Genomic DNA, 18,524 nt, shown 5'->3' on the forward strand with positions numbered 1-18,524 from the left:
CCACAATATCCACAGAATTAGTAACAAAAAGCTGTGCATAACCAACCCTTTATACATCAGTCTTTCACAAACTTACGCACAGTTTGTGGATTGTTGTGGATAAAAAGAAAAACCGAAGCTGTTAACTTCGGTTTCCTCGTTTTGATAATTCATCATAAATTTTGTCTGCTCGTTTGAATTCTTTTTGATAGCGGACTTCCTGGGTCTTTGATAAAAACTTTTCATGCATGTGCGGCATTGCTTTTCGTTTCATTGTTTTCATCCTCGCTTTTTTGATTAGGATGTCCGAGCACCTTTGGAATTATACAATTGTTTACGAAACTTCTTCTCCGCTTGAAATATCCTCCATTCCGGCAAATTGCTGATAGGATGCATAATGCTCCCTTGTTATAATAAATAAATCATATATTTCTTCCATTGGGTTAATTTGCTGATACACTTGAGGATATATCTCGTTACCAAGAGCCGCATATGGAAGCTTTAATACAGCTTTGAGGGAGCGGGTATTTGTTTTTCTCACTTTCATAAAAATACCCTCAATCCCATGATTGAAAAATAATTCATTAAAAAATTGCTCTTTCGCCTGTTTATTATAACCTTTTCCAAAGTAAGGCCGACCGATCCAGGTGGCAAGAAAACCGTGATTTTCATGGATGTCGAATAAATTGATTGTGCCAATCGGCTGATAGTATTCATCCATAATCGTTCGGGAAATCAACTCTCCATTTTCTTCTGCATCCATTGTTTGTCTGGTAATAAAATAAAACTCATCACTTGTAGCTGCTTTCTGTCTTACATATGGAAATACATCTGGATGTGACATTAATTCAAAAAGTACTGGCACCTCATGTAAATCACGTGTTTTCAGCATAAAAAAACCCTCCTTATTTGCAGGGAGGGTTACCTAAATTTCCATAAGGAATCTAGTTAGTCAGGGCCCACCCTCGAATTTTTAGTTAACGTTCAACAAAAAAATTCGGGGTGGGAATCGAACCCACTAGAACCAGCTTAACACTGGTGGCGCACCATTTGCCTTCCCTATTTAATTCTTTAGTTTCGTCGTATTCATTTTCATCTCTTTCAGATTTGATACTTATATTTTACAATCATTTTTTTAAAATGTGAATCCTTTTTTTCAACTTTTAAGGAAAAAATTTCGACAAAGCAATTTACAATTTTTTCAATAAAGCGTCTCTCAATGCTTCCTCTAAATAGGGGTAATCAAATTGGAAATTATAATCCATTGCTTTCTGCGGCAATACATACTGTCCCTTACGAATCAGCAGACTCATTTCACCGAGCGCTGTATATATGAAAAGAGAGGGAGTGGTGAACCAGTGTGGCCGTTTCAATACCTTTGCCAAAACTTTAGTAAAATCTTTATTACGCTTTGGGTGTGGTGCAGTTACATTGACAGGCCCGCTTATATTCTTATTAGCAATGCAAAATTGAATAAGCTTAACAGCATCTTCAACATGAACCCATGACATCCACTGTTCGCCATTTCCAATTTTTCCACCGGCGAACATTTTAACAGGCAGCGCCATATAAGGCAGTGCACCCTCATTTCCTAAAATAACTCCGAACCTTGTAAATACTGTGCGCACACCAAGATCCTCCGCCCGCTTCGCAGTTTTTTCCCATTCCACGGATACCTTTGATAAAAAATCCTGCCCAGCCTGTGCAGTTGCTTCAGTATAGATAAGATCCTCTGAAGTTCCATAAAATCCTACTGCTGAACCACTTATGAAGACCTCTGGTTTTTTGTGCAGCTTTTTCATTAGTTCAACCATTTTTTTCGTAGTATTTATTCTGCTGTTTAAGATGGATTCTTTTTTCGATTTTGTCCAGTAGCCAAATAAAGATTCACCGGCAAGATTAATAACTGCATGGATAGCGGGGAGCTTTTCTGCTGGATAATCATAACTGATAAAGGTTGTTTTTTCTTTGTTTGTAAAGTTGTCCGGACTTCTTGTAAGTATGTAGACATGGTGATTATCTTCAAGAAGTGAGGATGTGAGGGATTTTCCAACAAATCCGGTTCCTCCGGAAATTAATATATTCAAGGTACAGCCCTCCTTAACGTATATATCATTAGTATATGCAGGGATTGACGATTTTTACGGTAGTGTCCGGGAAAATTTTCGTGCTACAATAAGGGAAAGGGGTGAGAAACAATGCGAAAAATTACCCGGATCACTACACAAAAGAAAAGTAAGAATCGGTATAATATCTTTTTGAATGATGGCCAAGACGAAACGTTTGGCTTCGGTGTAGATGAAGCTATATTAATTGAATATAGGCTTCGAAAAGGTCTTGAATTGGACGATTCCATGATCGACACACTCATCCAAAAAGATACGGTACATAAGACATATACCCAAGCTATCCATTTTTTAAGCTACCGAATGCGAACAAAAAAAGAAATTTATGATTATCTGGTAAAAAAAGAAACGGAACCAGAGAATATTGACTGGATTATGGAGAAATTGGATAAGCAAAACCTGATTGATGATCATCTATTTGCTGAAATGTTTGTCAGAACGAGAATCAATACATCATCCAAAGGTCCACTGCTCATAAAGAAAGAACTGATCGAAAAAGGTGTAGCCGCATCGATAGCAGATAAAGCGATCAGCGGCTATCCGTATGAGATTCAGTATAAAAAAGTTTCCAAACTGATTGATAAAAAGTTAAATACAGCTAAAAAGGATGCCTTCCGCAAAAAAATTCAACAGCTTCAAGGTACCCTGCTGCAAAAAGGCTTCACACAGGACGTGATCAAAGATGCTTTAGCAGATGTAAGTGAAGAAAAAGATGAAGCTGCGGAATGGGATGCAATCGTTTTTCAAGGAGAGAAGCTGAATAAAAAACATCAAAGAAAGCTGGAAGGTTATGATTTACGGAATAAGGTAAAGACGAGTTTATTTCAAAAAGGATTTTCTATGGAATTGATTAATCGTTATTTGGATGGAAATCTTGATGATTATTGAATTAAATAGGGCAGCTTATAACTCGCTAAAAAATCATCTCTTTCCCATTCGCTACTAAAAAACAAGCAGTGGAATCTAAGAATTTCCCATTGCTTTATAAACTGATTCCACTACTTCTAACATTGACTTTTACCTTTGGATTAACAAGGATATGCTCATAATAATTTTCTCCCTTTATTTCTTTCCATATAGATGGATGAAAGGCAATGAGTTCTCTGCCTAATCCAAGTACGTCACTTTGATTAGCTGCAAGTTTTTTGAACAGAGCATCCGCTTTTTCAGTGAGAATCTTTGATAATCGTTTTTCCAAAAAATTGACCATTTCCTGTTTATCTAAATGATCTGGGGGATAGTCAACAATCTCCACGTCCAATTGCAGCATAATATCAGCATGTACCTTTTCTTGTTTTTCCAGGTTAAGTTTTCTTGATACGCTTTTTACATTATAGCTGACGGATACATCATCTTTTTTATCTAACTGTTCTGTTAAAAGTGCTTTTTTGGATTGTGTTTCCATAAATAATAATAGCAAAGTACTTTCATCAGGGGTAAGGAACTGTCCGGTAAAGCTGTGGTCATGAAAAAGAGCAGCCCCACTTATTCTAACTTCATTATCTTCCTCGTCCTTGCTCAAATAAGGGAGCATGAAATCTTTTCCTTCATCAAACAAATAGGTGCGAATCGATCTTAGTGTAATATCCTGGATCTCCGAATGTATTTCACTGCTGTGAATCAATTCGTACAGGTATTCCCCTTTTTCAACTTCATTTTCGGATAAATGGGTAATTATCTCATTTGCACTGCTATCTGTCACAGCAATTTTGGCGTTTATATCCACCCTTGGATCCCGGTAAAGAGGATCCAGCACATTGTAAATATCACCTTTGGCTACCTCGATTCCTAAGATTAAAGCTCTTCCTTTTGCGGGATCGTAATTACCAGGTACGCTTCGATCAATTGTCATGCTTGCCTCTTTTATCGAACCTCCTTTTCCAGTTACCAGTTCATTCGATATGGATATTTCCCCCCTGCTTGACTCACTAATATTCATATCTCTAATAATTGAAGTTGTTTGATAATCACCATTCTCATCCAAGTCAAAACCTGATAAATACACGGTACGGGAATTCTTTAGAAGTCTTTCATCCCAGCACCCAGTTAGTAATGGAAGAATAAAGAAGATTAAAAAGAGCTCAGTTTTTCTCATAGGTCGATGCCGCCTCTCTTTTAAAAGTAATTGTTATTATAAGCAGCAGGATAGGGATAATAATGCCAAAAATTAAACTTAAATGCTTTAACCATTTTTCAAGTAAGGTAATCTCCATATAATAAAATATCATTGAAACGATAAGGACGAATGTTCCAGATAGTATCACAGCAAATTTATGTTTGATACGGATTAATTTACTTATTCCCATACTTGCTGAAAAGGAGTAGCTGATAATAGTAGTAAAAACTATCAGACCCCAGAAAGAAAGAAATATTAAATCTAATCGGCTTAACATTCTTATATCTATTGCACTTAGTATGTATAGAACCGGTTCCGACGTGATTTTTATTTCTTCAGGACTAAGCATTACGGTACTTAGAATCACAATATACGTTAAAAAAATGGTTACAAATAATACTGCTTAAAAAGCTCCTTTTAGTGCTGAAATATTTTTAGACTGCTTTATAAAAGCAAAATAAATAAGTAATGTTTCAAACCCTATGAAGGATATCATTGAATCACTTGTACTTTTAAGAATATTCCATCCACCACTGGAACCAATAGGGAAGAGATAGCGAACATCTATAGATTGATCACCATAAACAAAAAACGTAATGAAGAATAAAAACAGGATGAATATGAATAGGAAAGAAAATAAAGATATCACATTTTTTATCTTACAAATACTTCCATAAATAAGTAGAACGAATACTATCAAAAATAATACCCATCCTGGAGTTTCAGGGAGTATCCATCGTTTCAAGGTATCCGCATATATAATGAAGATATAACAAATCATTGACAGCAGGTAAATAATATATATAAAATTTAATACAGTTCCAGAAGTTTTCCCCAAAATTACTTTAGAAAAATCAAATAAGGTAAGATTGGGGAACTTTATGCAAAGTAACCAGATAAGCAGTACAATTAGTTGAATAAAAAATCCAGAAATTAAAATGGAAATCCATCCATCACTGCCCGCTGCGTGATGTGTTTGATGAGGTAATGATAACAAGCCTACACCAATCATCGTTTGCACCAGCACAATAAATAAATTTACAGAACTAAAACGGCTCTTCACTTTCATCTAATTTCCACTTCCTCGATTGTTTTTCTTGCTTATAATGAGGTGAACTTTTAGAGTGCTTATACATCATCCAAGAAGGAACACGAAGGATAGTATCTTTAAAATCCTCCATGTTCAATGGAACAAAAGGTGAAAAATATGGAAGACCGAATGAAGTAAGGCGTGACAAGTGAATTAACACAAATAACACTCCAATGACAATTCCAAAAAAGCCAAATGTAGCTGCCAATAGCATTAAAGGAAATCCTAAGACACGAATTGAGCTGCTCATTTCTAGATTTGGCTGAACAAATGATGAGACCGATGTTAATGCAACAACTATAAGCCCGCCATAGGAGACAATTCCTGCCTCAACCATTGCTGTTCCTACAACTAGCCCTCCGACGATCCCAAAAGTCGTGGCGACGGAGGGTGGCAGTCGAATGGACGCTTCTCTAAGCAACTCTAAGGAAAGCTGCATAATCATTAACTCTATAAATGGCCGAAATGGTACGTAGCTCAACGAAGACTGCAGCGAATAAACAAGCTCCAAAGGAATTACCTCATAATGGAATGAAACGAAAGCAATATATAATGCCGGTAGAATAAGTGCAATGATATAGCTGAATAGACGTATAAATCTAAAAAATGAACCTAACCACCAACGGGTAATATAGTCATCTGGTGTTTGAAAGAACGTCATAAATGTTGCTGGCAATATAATTACAGTAGGACTTCCATCTATAATTAAAGCAACCCTTCCGTCCTTTAAATTAGCAGAAGAGCGATCTGGCCGTTCCGTAAGTAAAAGCTGGGGAAATGGAGTAACTGTATGATCTTCAATGCAATCCTGAATATCTCCTGCTGATCGGATGGAATCAAGCGTAATACTTTTTATACGTTGTTCAACCTTTTTGATGATTTCCGGATCTGCCACATGATCCAAATAAATTAGTGATACATTCGTTGTTGTTGAGGAACCCAATGTATAATTTTTAACCGTGAAACCTGGTGATTTTGTTACAGTACGGAGTAAAAAAATGTTTTTGTCTAAGCTTTCAACAAAACCTACTTTTGCCCCAAGGATTGTTTTTTCTATGATAGGCTCTGAAACTTCTCTATCGGTTGATGCGTTCGTTTTCAGCAGGAATCCTTCACTATTCCTGCCTTTTTTTATTAGCAGACAATAACCATCTAATAATCCGTTGATGGCTATTTTATTACTTTTGGCAGTGCTGATCTCCTGGCTATATAGTTCATTTAAAATATTGTTGTTTTCCATTTTTGTAAGCGGTTTAATTATTTTTGATTCAAGCTTTTCCTGATCAACTAATGAATTGATGTAAAGGATAATATAGATTTGATTATTGCTATGTATTTCACGGTCTTTTAAATCGCTGGTATGATTTAATTGAGTTTTAATTGTATCAATTGAGAAATCTGCTTGATTCATCATAGGTTTTTTAAATTTATTTCTTTTACGCCGCATTGCTGCACACCCTATTAACCATTTTGGTAGTAGTATGTGGAATTTGAAAGTAATCATACGAAAGGGAAGATAAAAAGCTGCTTTAATCAGAAAGCAGGGGTCTCAAATGGTGTAAATTACTAGAATCAGAAGTGGAACAATATAATAGAGGATAATTGTAAAACTGTGAGGAGCTTAGTGAGCTTTCAAGCATTATTGGTTCTTGCCCCCATAAAAATAGGAGGCAGCATATAAAACTCTCTGCCTCCAGCATATTAGCGATCAATAATAATTTCTTTTCTGCCATCATCTTCGCTGAAAATTTGCTCTGCCACAATTTCCGGACCTTTTAACTTGGAAGGGTTATCTACATGGGTTGAGTTTTCCCAGAACGGTGTGTTCATCCCGCCCATATATACTGCCGTAATAGAAAGTGGCTCATCCTCCCATTCCTGCTGCAGGCTTTCTGTAAAACCTCGTACAGCAAATTTGCTTGCACAGTAAATGGATTCATTCACTTTTCCCCTAAGACCGGCAGTTGAAATAATTGTTAGTATTCTTCCTTTGCTTTCTCTGATCAAGGGAAGAGCTGATTGTACTGTGAAAATTGTTCCTTTTACATTGGTGTCCAGTGTTTTTTCAATTTCATCAACCCGGTAATCATCCACCGGACCGAAAATACCTATTCCTGCATTATTAATAAATACATCCAGCTGACCGATTTGCTGAAAAGCAATGCTGACAGAAGCCTGCTCACTGACATCACATAAAATGATTTCGGCCTGACCTCCTGCATCGTCGATTTCGCTTTTCACCAAATGTAATTTATTATCGGTTCTGCCTAATAAAAAAACTTCATATCCATTTTTTGCATATTGAAGTGCCAAGGCGCGGCCAAGTCCACTTCCAGCACCAGTTATTGCAACATTTGGCATTGCTTTTCCTCCTGTATTATAGATAAGTATGAGTAACATCATTTCCATTGTCCTAAACAATTGGTAAAATGTAAAATGAAAGGCTGGAAGGGGAAGATGACAAATGAATTATCGATACAGTGATTATTCCATTGAGCAGTTGTATGCAGAAATAGGAAAGCTCAAGGAAAAGGCACAAAAGGCAGAACAGCTTGGAAATATAAGTGAAGTATCCATTAATGAAAGAAAAATGCAGGTAGCATTAGCATATACACTTAACCCGAAGGAATTTGAAGACGGGGAAAGATATGAGCTGAAAATGGAACCGGGCTACAATTTTAAAATTAATTATGTAAATGGTGTATTTGCCTGGGGCCATCGGATAAATCTTTTAGATGAAGAGTATGAAAAAGAAGAAGCGATTCCTATTTCGCTGTTAGGTGATAAGCTGAAAAAATAAGAAAAACAGCAGGTGAAATAATACCTGCTGTTCTATTTTGGCTTAAGAATTATTAAATTGGGCTCTCTTCAACATGCAATTTATTTTGCAATTTATTTTCTGAGAAGATCCAGCCGGTATAGGAACTCATGATCCGCATATTATCATCAATCTGTACAACTGCGACAAATGGATAATAATCTTTTGAACGATAACGCAGGTCAATAAACCGTACCTCTGTAAAATCATCGTAATCATTGATTTCCCAGCGATATACTGGTGAGAAGGATAAGAATGCTGATATATTTTTATCCTTTTGTGCCAATTCCATTATTGTTGAATCTGGCAGTGGGACCTTATTGAATTCATCGACAATCTCGATGTGCCCATTTTCCACAGCACCAACGTAAAATTTAGAATCTGTTGTAATTGCGACACGCCAATAGTTTTGCTTGATTGTGGGTGATGTTGCAATTTGTTCCGTGTTTGGAAAATGATCTTTTATTTTTTTGACAATTTCTCGTTTATCTATAAATCGTTTGATATAATACAGTAGGATTACTGAATAAATTACCAGCCATGTTAATCCTGGATTTGCCCCAAGTGCCCATACACCAATTCCAGCAATGTGCAGCATGAAAATATAAGGGTCAAACGTATTGATGAACCCATGGGCTATCCATTTGCTGGTAAATGGCCGGTAAGCTTGAGTCCCATACGCATTAAAGATGTCAACAAACACATGGATAATAACAGCTAAGAATGTCCATAGCCATAGGTGCAGAAAGTTAACCTGTGGAACAAACATATATATAATCGAAGCGATTAGAATTCCCCAAAGAATAACTGCAGGCAGGGAATGTGTTGCTCCGCGGTGGTGTCTTATATAAGTTGCATTATTTTTAAGCTTTAATACAGTGTCGAAATCTGGTGCATGAGAACCGATAATTGTCCCCGCTAAAACTGCGTGAAACAGTACGGGATCATTATGCACTGCGGGATCCAATGTTGCCAGACCGCCAAGTGCAACTCCCATTACAATATGGGTTCCAGTATCCATATACTCTGGTCCTCCTTAATCTCATCTGATTACAGGATGTCTGAACAATTTGTTGTTTTATTGTTTATTGTAACATAAAGGATGTGCAATTATGACTGACAAAGCATTACAATATTTTGACACTGCTGGTTTTCAGCAGGATTTACTCAAATGGTATGATGAAAATAAACGTGATTTACCATGGCGCAAAAGCCAAGATCCTTATAAAATCTGGGTATCCGAGATTATGCTCCAGCAGACTAAGGTGGATACCGTTATTCCATATTTTCATCGTTTTATGGAACAATTTCCAACGGTTTACGAATTGGCTGATGCTGACCCCCAGGACGTTTTAAAAGCGTGGGAGGGTCTAGGTTACTATTCCCGAGCTAGAAACTTACAAAACGCCGTTCGTGAAGTTGTTGCTGAGTACGGCGGCAAAGTTCCTGATACTCCAAGGGAATTGGGGTCCCTGAAAGGAATTGGTCCATACACGAAAGGAGCCATTTTATCGATTGCTTATAATAAGCCGGAGCCAGCAGTTGATGGAAATGTCATGCGTGTATTTTCACGAGTATTAAAAATAGAAGAAGATATTGCCCAGCAGCGTACAAAAAAACTGTTTGATACATATGTCCGCGAAGTTATCAGTGAAGAGGACCCATCGTCATTTAACCAAGCTATTATGGATCTTGGCTCCTCGATTTGTACACCTAAATCACCGGCATGTCTGCTCTGTCCGGTGCAGGAATATTGCATTGCCTTTGCTGAGGGAATGGAAGAAAGCCTTCCAATTAAATCAAAAGCGAAAAAGCAAAAGCCAAAAGCATATGTTGTACTGTTAATTAAAAATGATAAAAGTGAATATGTTATTGAAAAACGTTCAGACAAAGGGCTGTTGGCAGACCTCTGGCAATTTCCAATGGTGCCAATTGACGAAGTCGGCTGGGATCATGTTGGAAACTGGGTTAATGATGAATATGGATTAGATATAAAAATAAATGCTAAAAAGGGTAATTTAAAGCATGTTTTTTCACATATTATCTGGCAGCTTGAAATATATGAAGCAGAAACTCAGCAGCAGGAATTAACAGATGAGCGTCTGCTATTGGTGGAGAAGGACGGATTGGAAAGATATCCATTTCCTGTTTCTCATCAAAAGATGATGAGCTATATAAAATAAGAATAGCTTTTGGCTGGTGGATGCTGGGCATCCAAGTACAATGGACAGGATATCTATCCTAAGTCCGCATTCCTGTATTAATTAAAACCATCGCTATTAATTTGTTTATTTTACAATTTTTTATACCTCCGATCCCGTGAAACTACAATGTGCAGGCTATTTATCAGGAAGTTTTTTCCAAGTAAATATTTTCGGGAATAACAATTTTAATAATGGACAAATTAATTATTGCGGAGGTGATACTGATGGCTAAAAAACCTAACAAGTCAGCAGCAGGTACAAACGTACAAAAAGTAAAACAGCAAAACCAGCAAGCTGCCCAAGGACAAGGTCAGTATGGTACTGAATTTGCTTCTGAGACTGATGCTCAGCAAGTGAAAAAACAAAATCAAAAATCTCAGCAAAACAAGAAATAAGTAGTACCTACCCCATAACCAAACAAAAAAGAGTTTCCTTTCTTCAGGGAAACTCTTTTTTGTGCTAAGGATAAAAGTATAGGTAAAGTCATTAAGGCTTTCGCTAATTTGGTGAACTCTAGTAGACTGCCCGGGTCATAATACTTTATATTTCATAATGTTGCCCGTATAATAATATGCAGGATTATTAACGGTGAATATTAATGAAATGAAAGGAACGATACGATGGTTGCTCCGAGACCGGGTACAAAAATGCAAATCCATAGCTATAAACACAATGGCAGCCTGCATCGTGTTTGGGAAAACAGTCTGGTATTAAAGGGAACAGAAACGATAGTTATCGGAGCCAACGATAAGACACAAGTTACGGAAAGTGATGGCAGAACCTGGATAACGAGGGAACCGGCAATTTGCTATTTCCATGCAAAGCATTGGTTCAATATTATCGGAATGCTTCGAAATGACGGGATTTATTATTACTGTAATATCAGTTCTCCATTCGTATACGATGAAGAAGCCCTGAAATATATTGATTATGATTTAGATGTGAAGGTCTACCCCGATATGACATATGATCTCTTGGATGAAGATGAATATGAAGAGCATCGGGTTCAAATGAATTATCCCAGGGTACTTGATCGAATATTGCATAACAATATCGATTATTTGCTCCGCTGGGTACGCGGAAGAAAAGGTCCGTTTGCACCGGAATTTGTGGACGGGTGGTACGAACGATATCTAACATATCGATAAATCCAGGAGGAAACATTGGGACTGCACTCTTTTCGTCTAATCAAAAACCCTTGGGACTGCACTTCGTTCGTCCCATCAAACCCCTTGTTACTGGCTGTAGCAAGGCTTTTCTATTGCTACTATTAAATTTAAGGAAGATAAAATTATGAGCAGTGTAAAACAATATTTAGAATTTGTTAAACCATATAAATGGAAGATTCTCTGGACGATATTGATAGGGATTTTGAAATTTGGAATTCCTTTATTGATGCCTTTGATCCTTAAATATGTAATTGATAATATCATCGCAGCGGATAACATTAGCAATTCTGATAAAATTTCAGAGCTTGTATGGCTTATGGGTATTTCGTTTGTGGTATTTCTAATATTACGTCCGCCTATTGAATATTTTCGACAATACCTGGCACAATGGGTCGGAAACAGAATTCTTTATGACATTAGAGACAGATTATTCGATCATATTCAAAAATTGAGTCTCAAGTTCTATTCTAAGACAAAAACCGGGGAGATTATTTCCCGGGTAATACATGATGTCGAACAAACAAAAACTTTCGTGATTACTGGGTTAATGAATATCTGGCTCGACCTAATTACGATATTAATCGCTATTATAATCATGCTTACCATGAATGTTTGGCTGACAATTGTTGCTATCATCCTATTCCCGCTGTATGGATTTTCTGTAAAATTCTTTTATGCAAGGTTGAGAAAATTAACCCGCGACAGATCCCAGTCGCTTGCGGAAGTCCAGGGGCACCTGCACGAAAGAGTGCAAGGGATGCCTGTAACAAGAAGTTTTGCATTGGAAGAATATGAACAAGGACAATTTGCCACGCGGAATGATAATTTCTGGGACAAGTCATTGGATCATACGACATGGAATGCGAAAACATTTGCTGTTACCAACACGATAACCGATTTAGCACCGCTGCTGGTGATTGGTTTTGCCGGTTACCAGGTTATAAATGGCGATATTACGCTTGGTACAATGATGGCTTTTGTCGGATATATGGAGAGGGTTTATAGCCCGCTGAGACGTTTGGTCAACTCATCAACTGTTTTGGTTCAATCGATTGCTTCGATTGACCGTGTATTTGAATTTTTAAATGAGAAATATGACATTGTTGATAAAGAAAATGCAAAAAAACTTGGACGCGTACATGGTTCAGTGGATATCGAGAACGTCCATTTTAAATATGAGGATGAAGAAAACGAAGTATTAAAGGATATTAGTTTACATGTAAAAAAAGGGGAAACAATTGCTTTTGTAGGTATGAGTGGTGGCGGTAAATCAACACTGATCAGCCTGCTTCCGCGATTTTATGATGTAACTGGGGGTTCCATTAAGGTTGATGGAATCGATATCCGTGATGTCAAAGCAAGGTCTTTGCGAGATAATATTGGGATGGTTCTTCAGGATAATACATTATTCAGTGAATCCATTGCAATGAATATACGAATGGGTAATCCGGAGGCAACAGATGAGGAAGTTACAGCAGCTGCAAAGGCTGCAAATGCACATGAGTTTATTGAAAATATGCCTTATGGATATGACACGCTGGTTGGAGAACGTGGTGTTAAATTATCGGGTGGGCAAAAACAGCGAATTGCAATTGCAAGAGTATTTTTGAAAAACCCGCCAATTTTAATTTTTGACGAAGCTACTTCTGCACTGGATTTGGAAAGTGAACATACCATCCAGGAAGCGGTTGAAAAGTTAGCGTCTGACCGGACGACATTTATTGTTGCACACCGTTTGGCAACAATTACTCACGCGGATAGAATTGTAGTTATCGAAAATGGCGAAATAATTGAGATTGGATCACATGAGGAATTAATGAAAATGCAGGGCAGCTACTATGATTTATACCAGGTACAGCATCTGGATGATGGATCGGAAATGGAAGAAGAAGTAAAATTGAAATAGGGATCTTGCGGGAGTGATTCCTAATCTTAAATTGCAAATAGCATGTGAAACTACAAGTGTTTCGCATGCTATTTTTATACAGTGTACGGTCATTTAGAATTTCATTTTATATCTTTCAGTAGAACTCTATAATTCTTTTCTTTTTTTCTTGAATTAGTAAGGCTTATATAGATAGTAAGAATAATACAGGCTAACAGCACAATATGAAAAGCGGTATGCAACGTATTAGGAACAATGCCATTCATTGCTGGAAGAAAAGAGTGTGTGTTTCCAAACATTTGATTGTATCTTTCAACTCTTTCTTCTGCACCAATTCCGAAAAAGTACGGAATCCACCATGCTATTAATACCCCGATGAAGATACTTACTTGATGGATAACCAGCCAGAGCCTAATCCAAATCGGGTATATCTTTCCCATGAAAAATAGAACAACCCCCGTTAACAGCAAAAATTGGCCTGCTCCGATCATTGTTATAATGATCAGTTCATTTACAGAGTTGTTCTCAGCAATAGCCTGAACGTCATTTAAAGGACCTAAAGGAACCAAATCTTGTACAACATTAAATATTACAATAAAGATAAGTCCGGACAGTAATAGCTTTTCTGAAAATCGAATTTCTCTATTCAAAGTTTAACCTCCCAGGGCTCCCCCGATTATAAAGTTCTGTTTTTGTAAATTTTATATTCATCTTGTATTAATATGCTCTGCCAATTACAAACAGAAATATTAGTTAAATATACTATACATTTATTTTAGGAATTTTCAATATATTCTACTTAAAATTATAGCACTCCCAAAAAAGGAGTGCTATATGATTTAATTTTTAGCCATTGCAACAAAAGCTTTGCCAACTGCTTGAATTGTCTCATCAATATCTGCTTCGGTGTGTTCGGTTGTTAAGAACCACGCTTCATATTTTGATGGTGCCAGGTTTATGCCTTGTTCAAGCATCAGCTTAAAGAATTTGGCAAATGCTTCGCCATCACTCGCTTCAGCCTGATCGTAATTTGTAACTTTTTCGTTTCCAAAGTAAACGGTAAGTGCACCACATAGGCGATTTAACGAGATCTGAATACCATGAGTGTGAGCCTGTTCAAGGATCCCATTCTCTAACCGCTCTCCAAGATTGTCTAATTTTTCATAAATCCCGTCTTCCTGCAATACTTCCAGACAAGCGATTCCTGAAGCCATTGATGCAGGGTTTCCGGCCATTGTTCCAGCCTGATATGCCGGTCCGAGTGGTGCCACCTGTTCCATGATATCTTTCCTGCCGCCATATGCACCTATTGGCAAACCGCCGCCAATTATTTTACCCATTGCGGTCATATCTGGTTCAATCCCGTAAACCTGCTGGGCACTGCCATATGTAAAACGGAAAGCCGTAATTACTTCATCATAAATTACCAATGCGCCAGCATCATGGGTTAGGTCATTTACCGCCTGAAGGAATCCAACATGTGGTTCAACAATCCCAAAGTTGCCTACTATCGGTTCAACCAGAACGGCTGCAATTTGATCACCCCAATGATTCAGTGCCTCCTTGAATGCATCGAGATCATTGAATGGTACCGTGATGACATCCTCTGCGACTGAACGGGGGATACCTGCTGAGTCCGGTGTACCGAGAGTTGCAGGTCCAGATCCAGCCTGAACTAGAACTGCATCAAAATGTCCATGATAGCTGCCGGCAAATTTAATAACTTTTGTGCGATCCGTATATGCCCTGGCAACCCGTACTGTGGTCATAACTGCTTCTGTACCGGAATTGGTAAAACGTACCTTCTCAAGGGAAGGAATTGCTTCCTTCAGCATCTTTGCAAATTGATTTTCCAGGCGCGTTGGTGTTCCGTATAGTACCCCAGTAGTTGCTGCGTTTGCAATAGCTTTAGCGATATGGGGATGGGCATGTCCAGTTATAATCGGGCCATATGCCGCCAGATAATCGATATATTTATTGCCATCGACATCCCAGAAATAAGCACCTTGTCCACGTTCCATATAAACAGGAGATCCGCCGCCTACTGCTTTATATGCACGGGATGGTGAGTTTACTCCACCTACGATATGTTCTAGTGCCTCTTTATGCTGTTCTTCTGATTTTGTAAAATTCATTAAAAAATTGCCTCCTTGTTTTTGCTTTGTTTGGCTATAGTTCTTGTTATTTTCATCATTTGGGAAATCCGCCTGAGCCCCTGGAAATATTTCCTTAAGTTAAGTTGAGACATGCCTTCTTGAAGTTGAGAGACAGCTCCTAAAAGTTGAGACATATCCTTTGGAAGTTGAGAGATAATGGAGAATATCTGACTTAGCTCTCAACTTTCTTTAACTATCTCTCAGGTTAGGTGCATTATCTCTCAACTTTTCCCTGATTTCTATCAACTTCCCAAGAATCCTAAACATCACATCACTTTTTTCAGCTTTGCAGTATAGATGTTCCGGATAAACAGGAAGTTTGCAAAGTGAACAATAAAGTAAATGCTGATCACAATGATGCTAGGAATTGTTATTGATGATGAGAGCAAATTCTGCAGTGCTTTAAATGCAAAAGCTGCATGAATTACCGCTGCAAAAAATGGAATAAAAAATAACAGACCCAATTCTTTTGTTGCAATTTTTTTCATTTCCTTATCTGTCAGGCCAATCCTGTAAAGCGAGTGAAAGTGTTTCAAGTCATTATCAATGTCTTGATACATGCGAAAATAAAGAATGGAACCAGCAGCTAAAAAGAAAAGAACACTTATAAATATACCAAAAAAGAACAGATAAGACATTCCTTCCTTTGTTGCAACATAAAAATTAGCCTGTGAATCTGGACGTGCGATTTCAAAATTTTCATGGGAAGTTATTTCTGTGATTTCCTCAGCATAATTCACCCAATTGGGAATATCCATTACATAATTATAATAAATCTCATCGTCATCCGCGGCTTGATAATACTGTTCAAAAATTTCATCTGCAACAATATAGGGATAGTTTGTATATATATTGCTGTTTATCCCAGACTCGGCAGTTTTGACAATGAAATCCCTGTTATTATTTTTTGAGACAAAGGAGAAGTTTTCAGGCTGATTCATTTTAGTTGATGACAGCAGTTCAGGTATTAACAGGTACACCTCATGTTCAGCTGGCTTAAAATCAACCTTTTCACCATTCATTTCCACCATCTTTTTATAATCGGAATAAGAATAAATTAGTAATTCTAAATCATTCCACTCGCTAACATCTGAGTATCCCTGAACTCCGACCGAATTAGCCAGCATTGATTGATAGGTGATGCCCTCTTTTTTAAAACGTTCCTCTACGTAATTGACTTCTTTCAAAAATGTCTTCCTATTATCTTCGCCCTGACCTATTAACGTAACATCCTGTGGTGAGAAATGTTCTGCTTCCTCTGCCGCGCTCTGAAATAATCCATACATTACGCCAGATGACGTAAAGGATACTGCGCTCAAGATTGTTACAAAAAACAGCAGCCGTGAATTATCGCGAAGTTTGAATGTTAAATCAGATGTTGTTAACATATTTAACTTCCGGTAGTAATAGTTTTTATTGAATTTCAACCCATTGGTAAAGGCAATGCTGAACTGAGTGAATAGGAAGTAGGTGCCTGGAATAATAAAAAACAATATCGAAAACATTCGAGAAAAAATCGTTATCCAATCTGCAGTATAAGCTAAATAATAAGCAGTTCCAATTGCAGCTAGTGATAAAACACTTAAAATCCACGAAAATCGCGGCACTTTTTTTGGTGATTTAGAGCCACGGAATACATCCATAATTGACTTAGTCCGGAGTGTCCAAATGACTGCAATTGTATTCAGTTCAAACATAATGAAAAATAACAGTGCGGTGAGACCAATTGCTTTAAAGGATAAATAAAATGGCAATACATCCTCAAGTCCAAGTGCAATGGTGAAAAACATTAAAAAAGCTTTTGTTAACAATGCTCCGGCAACAATCCCTGCAGCAATGGATGCAATTCCGATAATCGTATTTTCCAGAATCAGCATAAAATTTAACTGTGTCTTACTTATTCCAAGCGTTGTTAACAGTCCGTATTCTTTTTTACGGGATTTTATAAATGAACCGGTGGAATATAAAACAAACAGAAAGGAAAATCCGTAAATAATCACTTCAGATGCAATTATTCCGCGCTGAACAATATCACGAAATTCATATTCTGCAATATCCGGATGAAATACAGCAACTGCATACATAAAAAACACCATAACCGAGAACATGCAGCTTAAAAAGTAGCTTAAATAAGCACGTGTATTTCGTTTAACATTATTAAACGCGAATTGAATGAAAGTCATCCATATTTCCTCCCAGCAGTGACTGAACATTCAAGATATCCTGGAAAAAGGACTGACGATTATCACCACGGTGAATTTCATTAAATAATTTGCCATCCTTAATAAAAATTACGCGCCCGCAAAAGCTTGCTGCGAAAGGGTCGTGCGTAACCATCAAGACGCTTGTTTTCCCGGATTCCTGCAAACTGCTTAATGCCTCCATCACTTGAAGGGAAGCTTTGGAATCAAGATTTCCAGTTGGTTCATCAGCAAATATGATGGTCGGCTCGTGAATGATGGCCCTTGCGATTGCAGCACGCTGCATTTGGCCGCCGGATACTTCAAATATGCGCTTGTGGATGAGCTGATCAATCCCCAGCTGCTTTGTAACAGCGACTAGCTTCTTTTCCATTTCTTTTACCTTTACTTTATTTAATGTGAGCGGGAGCAGGATATTTTCTCCAATTGTCAATGTTTCCAATAGGTTATAATCTTGAAAAATAAACCCCATTTGCCTGCGCCGAAATATGGCAAGCTTATGTTTTGATAAGGATGTTACAGACTGCCCGTTTATACGTATTTTACCAGAAGTTGGAGTATCAATTGTTGACAATAGATTTAATAGCGTTGTTTTCCCACTGCCGGATGGGCCCATAATGCCGATAAATTCATTTTTGTTTACAGATAGATTAAAGTGCTGTAAAGCCTCATATTGAATTCCACGTTTACCGCCGTACATCTTCGAGAGATTCTCAGCTGTTAATACTGACATAATTGTTCCTCCTGTCATTTCTTGCATCTATCCTAAGTATATCCTGG

General features: G+C 37.6%; 17 protein-coding genes and 1 pseudogene. 6 read left to right on the plus strand and 12 right to left on the minus strand.

From position 1 onward, the window contains the following. Positions 1 to 121: 121 nt before the first annotated feature. From CIL03_RS15440 to CIL03_RS15450, 3 genes are all read right to left on the minus strand, one after another. Complete coding sequence (locus CIL03_RS15440; protein ID WP_094886784.1) at positions 122 to 253, minus strand: YfhE family protein; 132 nt, start codon at positions 251 to 253, stop codon at positions 122 to 124. A 60-nt stretch (positions 254 to 313) separates the two neighbouring features. Next, entirely contained in the window at positions 314 to 871 is a 558-nt protein-coding gene (locus tag CIL03_RS15445) for a GNAT family N-acetyltransferase (protein WP_094886785.1), read from the minus strand. 298 nt (positions 872 to 1,169) lie between these two features. After that, a complete protein-coding gene (locus CIL03_RS15450) occupies positions 1,170 to 2,066 on the minus strand; it encodes a TIGR01777 family oxidoreductase (RefSeq protein WP_094886786.1) in 897 nt (298 codons plus the stop codon). Between the two features lie 111 nt (positions 2,067 to 2,177). Here CIL03_RS15450 and recX point away from each other — a divergent pair, with 111 nt between their 5' ends. After that, the gene (gene recX / locus CIL03_RS15455) at positions 2,178 to 2,993 is read left to right on the plus strand and encodes a recombination regulator RecX (RefSeq protein WP_094886787.1); all 816 of its coding nucleotides are present in this window, start codon (positions 2,178 to 2,180) and stop codon (positions 2,991 to 2,993) included. Positions 2,994 to 3,087: 94 nt separating this feature from the next. On the opposite strand, the gene CIL03_RS15460 is transcribed toward recX, so the two are convergent. From CIL03_RS15460 to CIL03_RS15475, 4 genes and pseudogenes are all read right to left on the minus strand, one after another. Beyond that, positions 3,088 to 4,200, minus strand: coding sequence for a Ger(x)C family spore germination protein (locus CIL03_RS15460; RefSeq protein WP_094886788.1), 1,113 nt, complete (start codon positions 4,198 to 4,200; stop codon positions 3,088 to 3,090). Next, positions 4,187 to 5,290, minus strand: a pseudogene (locus CIL03_RS15465) (GerAB/ArcD/ProY family transporter). Before CIL03_RS15465 ends, CIL03_RS15460 begins: the two are co-directional and overlap by 14 nt. Then, a complete protein-coding gene (locus tag CIL03_RS15470; protein WP_094886789.1) occupies positions 5,268 to 6,758 on the minus strand; it encodes a spore germination protein in 1,491 nt (496 codons plus the stop codon). Before CIL03_RS15470 ends, CIL03_RS15465 begins: the two are co-directional and overlap by 23 nt. A 254-nt stretch (positions 6,759 to 7,012) precedes the next feature. Continuing rightward, complete coding sequence (locus CIL03_RS15475; RefSeq protein ID WP_094886790.1) at positions 7,013 to 7,672, minus strand: SDR family NAD(P)-dependent oxidoreductase; 660 nt, start codon at positions 7,670 to 7,672, stop codon at positions 7,013 to 7,015. Positions 7,673 to 7,775: 103 nt separating this feature from the next. On the opposite strand from CIL03_RS15475, the gene CIL03_RS15480 reads away from it, so the two are divergent. Next, complete coding sequence (locus tag CIL03_RS15480; RefSeq protein ID WP_094886791.1) at positions 7,776 to 8,111, plus strand: YfhH family protein; 336 nt, start codon at positions 7,776 to 7,778, stop codon at positions 8,109 to 8,111. Between the two features lie 52 nt (positions 8,112 to 8,163). Here CIL03_RS15480 and CIL03_RS15485 read toward each other — a convergent pair whose 3' ends face one another. After that, complete coding sequence (locus tag CIL03_RS15485) at positions 8,164 to 9,150, minus strand: metal-dependent hydrolase (RefSeq protein ID WP_094886792.1); 987 nt, start codon at positions 9,148 to 9,150, stop codon at positions 8,164 to 8,166. A gap of 91 nt (positions 9,151 to 9,241) precedes the next feature. Here CIL03_RS15485 and mutY point away from each other — a divergent pair, with 91 nt between their 5' ends. The 4 genes from mutY to CIL03_RS15505 all read left to right on the plus strand — a co-directional run bounded on the left by mutY (position 9,242) and on the right by CIL03_RS15505 (position 13,408). Continuing rightward, positions 9,242 to 10,312 (plus strand): A/G-specific adenine glycosylase, encoded by a 1,071-nt coding sequence (mutY, locus tag CIL03_RS15490; protein WP_094886793.1) that lies wholly within the window; start codon positions 9,242 to 9,244, stop codon positions 10,310 to 10,312. 245 nt (positions 10,313 to 10,557) lie between these two features. Next, positions 10,558 to 10,728, plus strand: coding sequence for a gamma-type small acid-soluble spore protein (locus CIL03_RS15495; RefSeq protein WP_094886794.1), 171 nt, complete (start codon positions 10,558 to 10,560; stop codon positions 10,726 to 10,728). Positions 10,729 to 10,953: 225 nt separating this feature from the next. Next, complete coding sequence (gene ntdP / locus CIL03_RS15500; protein WP_094886795.1) at positions 10,954 to 11,481, plus strand: nucleoside tri-diphosphate phosphatase; 528 nt, start codon at positions 10,954 to 10,956, stop codon at positions 11,479 to 11,481. A 145-nt stretch (positions 11,482 to 11,626) separates the two neighbouring features. Beyond that, a complete protein-coding gene (locus CIL03_RS15505) occupies positions 11,627 to 13,408 on the plus strand; it encodes an ABC transporter ATP-binding protein (protein WP_094886796.1) in 1,782 nt (593 codons plus the stop codon). 101 nt (positions 13,409 to 13,509) lie between these two features. Here the strand turns inward: CIL03_RS15505 and CIL03_RS15510 are convergent, their stop codons facing one another. The 4 genes from CIL03_RS15510 to CIL03_RS15525 all read right to left on the minus strand — a co-directional run bounded on the left by CIL03_RS15510 (position 13,510) and on the right by CIL03_RS15525 (position 18,477). Continuing rightward, on the minus strand, positions 13,510 to 14,037 hold the full coding sequence (locus CIL03_RS15510; protein ID WP_094886797.1) for a hypothetical protein: 528 nt from the start codon (positions 14,035 to 14,037) through the stop codon (positions 13,510 to 13,512). A gap of 189 nt (positions 14,038 to 14,226) precedes the next feature. Continuing rightward, entirely contained in the window at positions 14,227 to 15,522 is a 1,296-nt protein-coding gene (locus CIL03_RS15515) for a glutamate-1-semialdehyde 2,1-aminomutase (RefSeq protein WP_094886798.1), read from the minus strand. A 287-nt stretch (positions 15,523 to 15,809) separates the two neighbouring features. Beyond that, positions 15,810 to 17,726: an ABC transporter permease gene (locus CIL03_RS15520; RefSeq protein WP_094886799.1), complete on the minus strand. Its 1,917-nt coding sequence runs from the start codon at positions 17,724 to 17,726 to the stop codon at positions 15,810 to 15,812. Next, positions 17,701 to 18,477 (minus strand): ABC transporter ATP-binding protein, encoded by a 777-nt coding sequence (locus CIL03_RS15525; RefSeq protein WP_094886800.1) that lies wholly within the window; start codon positions 18,475 to 18,477, stop codon positions 17,701 to 17,703. The genes CIL03_RS15520 and CIL03_RS15525 overlap by 26 nt, the downstream gene beginning before the upstream one ends. Positions 18,478 to 18,524: the final 47 nt, after the last annotated feature.

The organism is Virgibacillus indicus (genome assembly GCF_002266285.1).
Taxonomy (GTDB): domain Bacteria; phylum Bacillota; class Bacilli; order Bacillales; family Amphibacillaceae; genus Virgibacillus_K; species Virgibacillus_K indicus.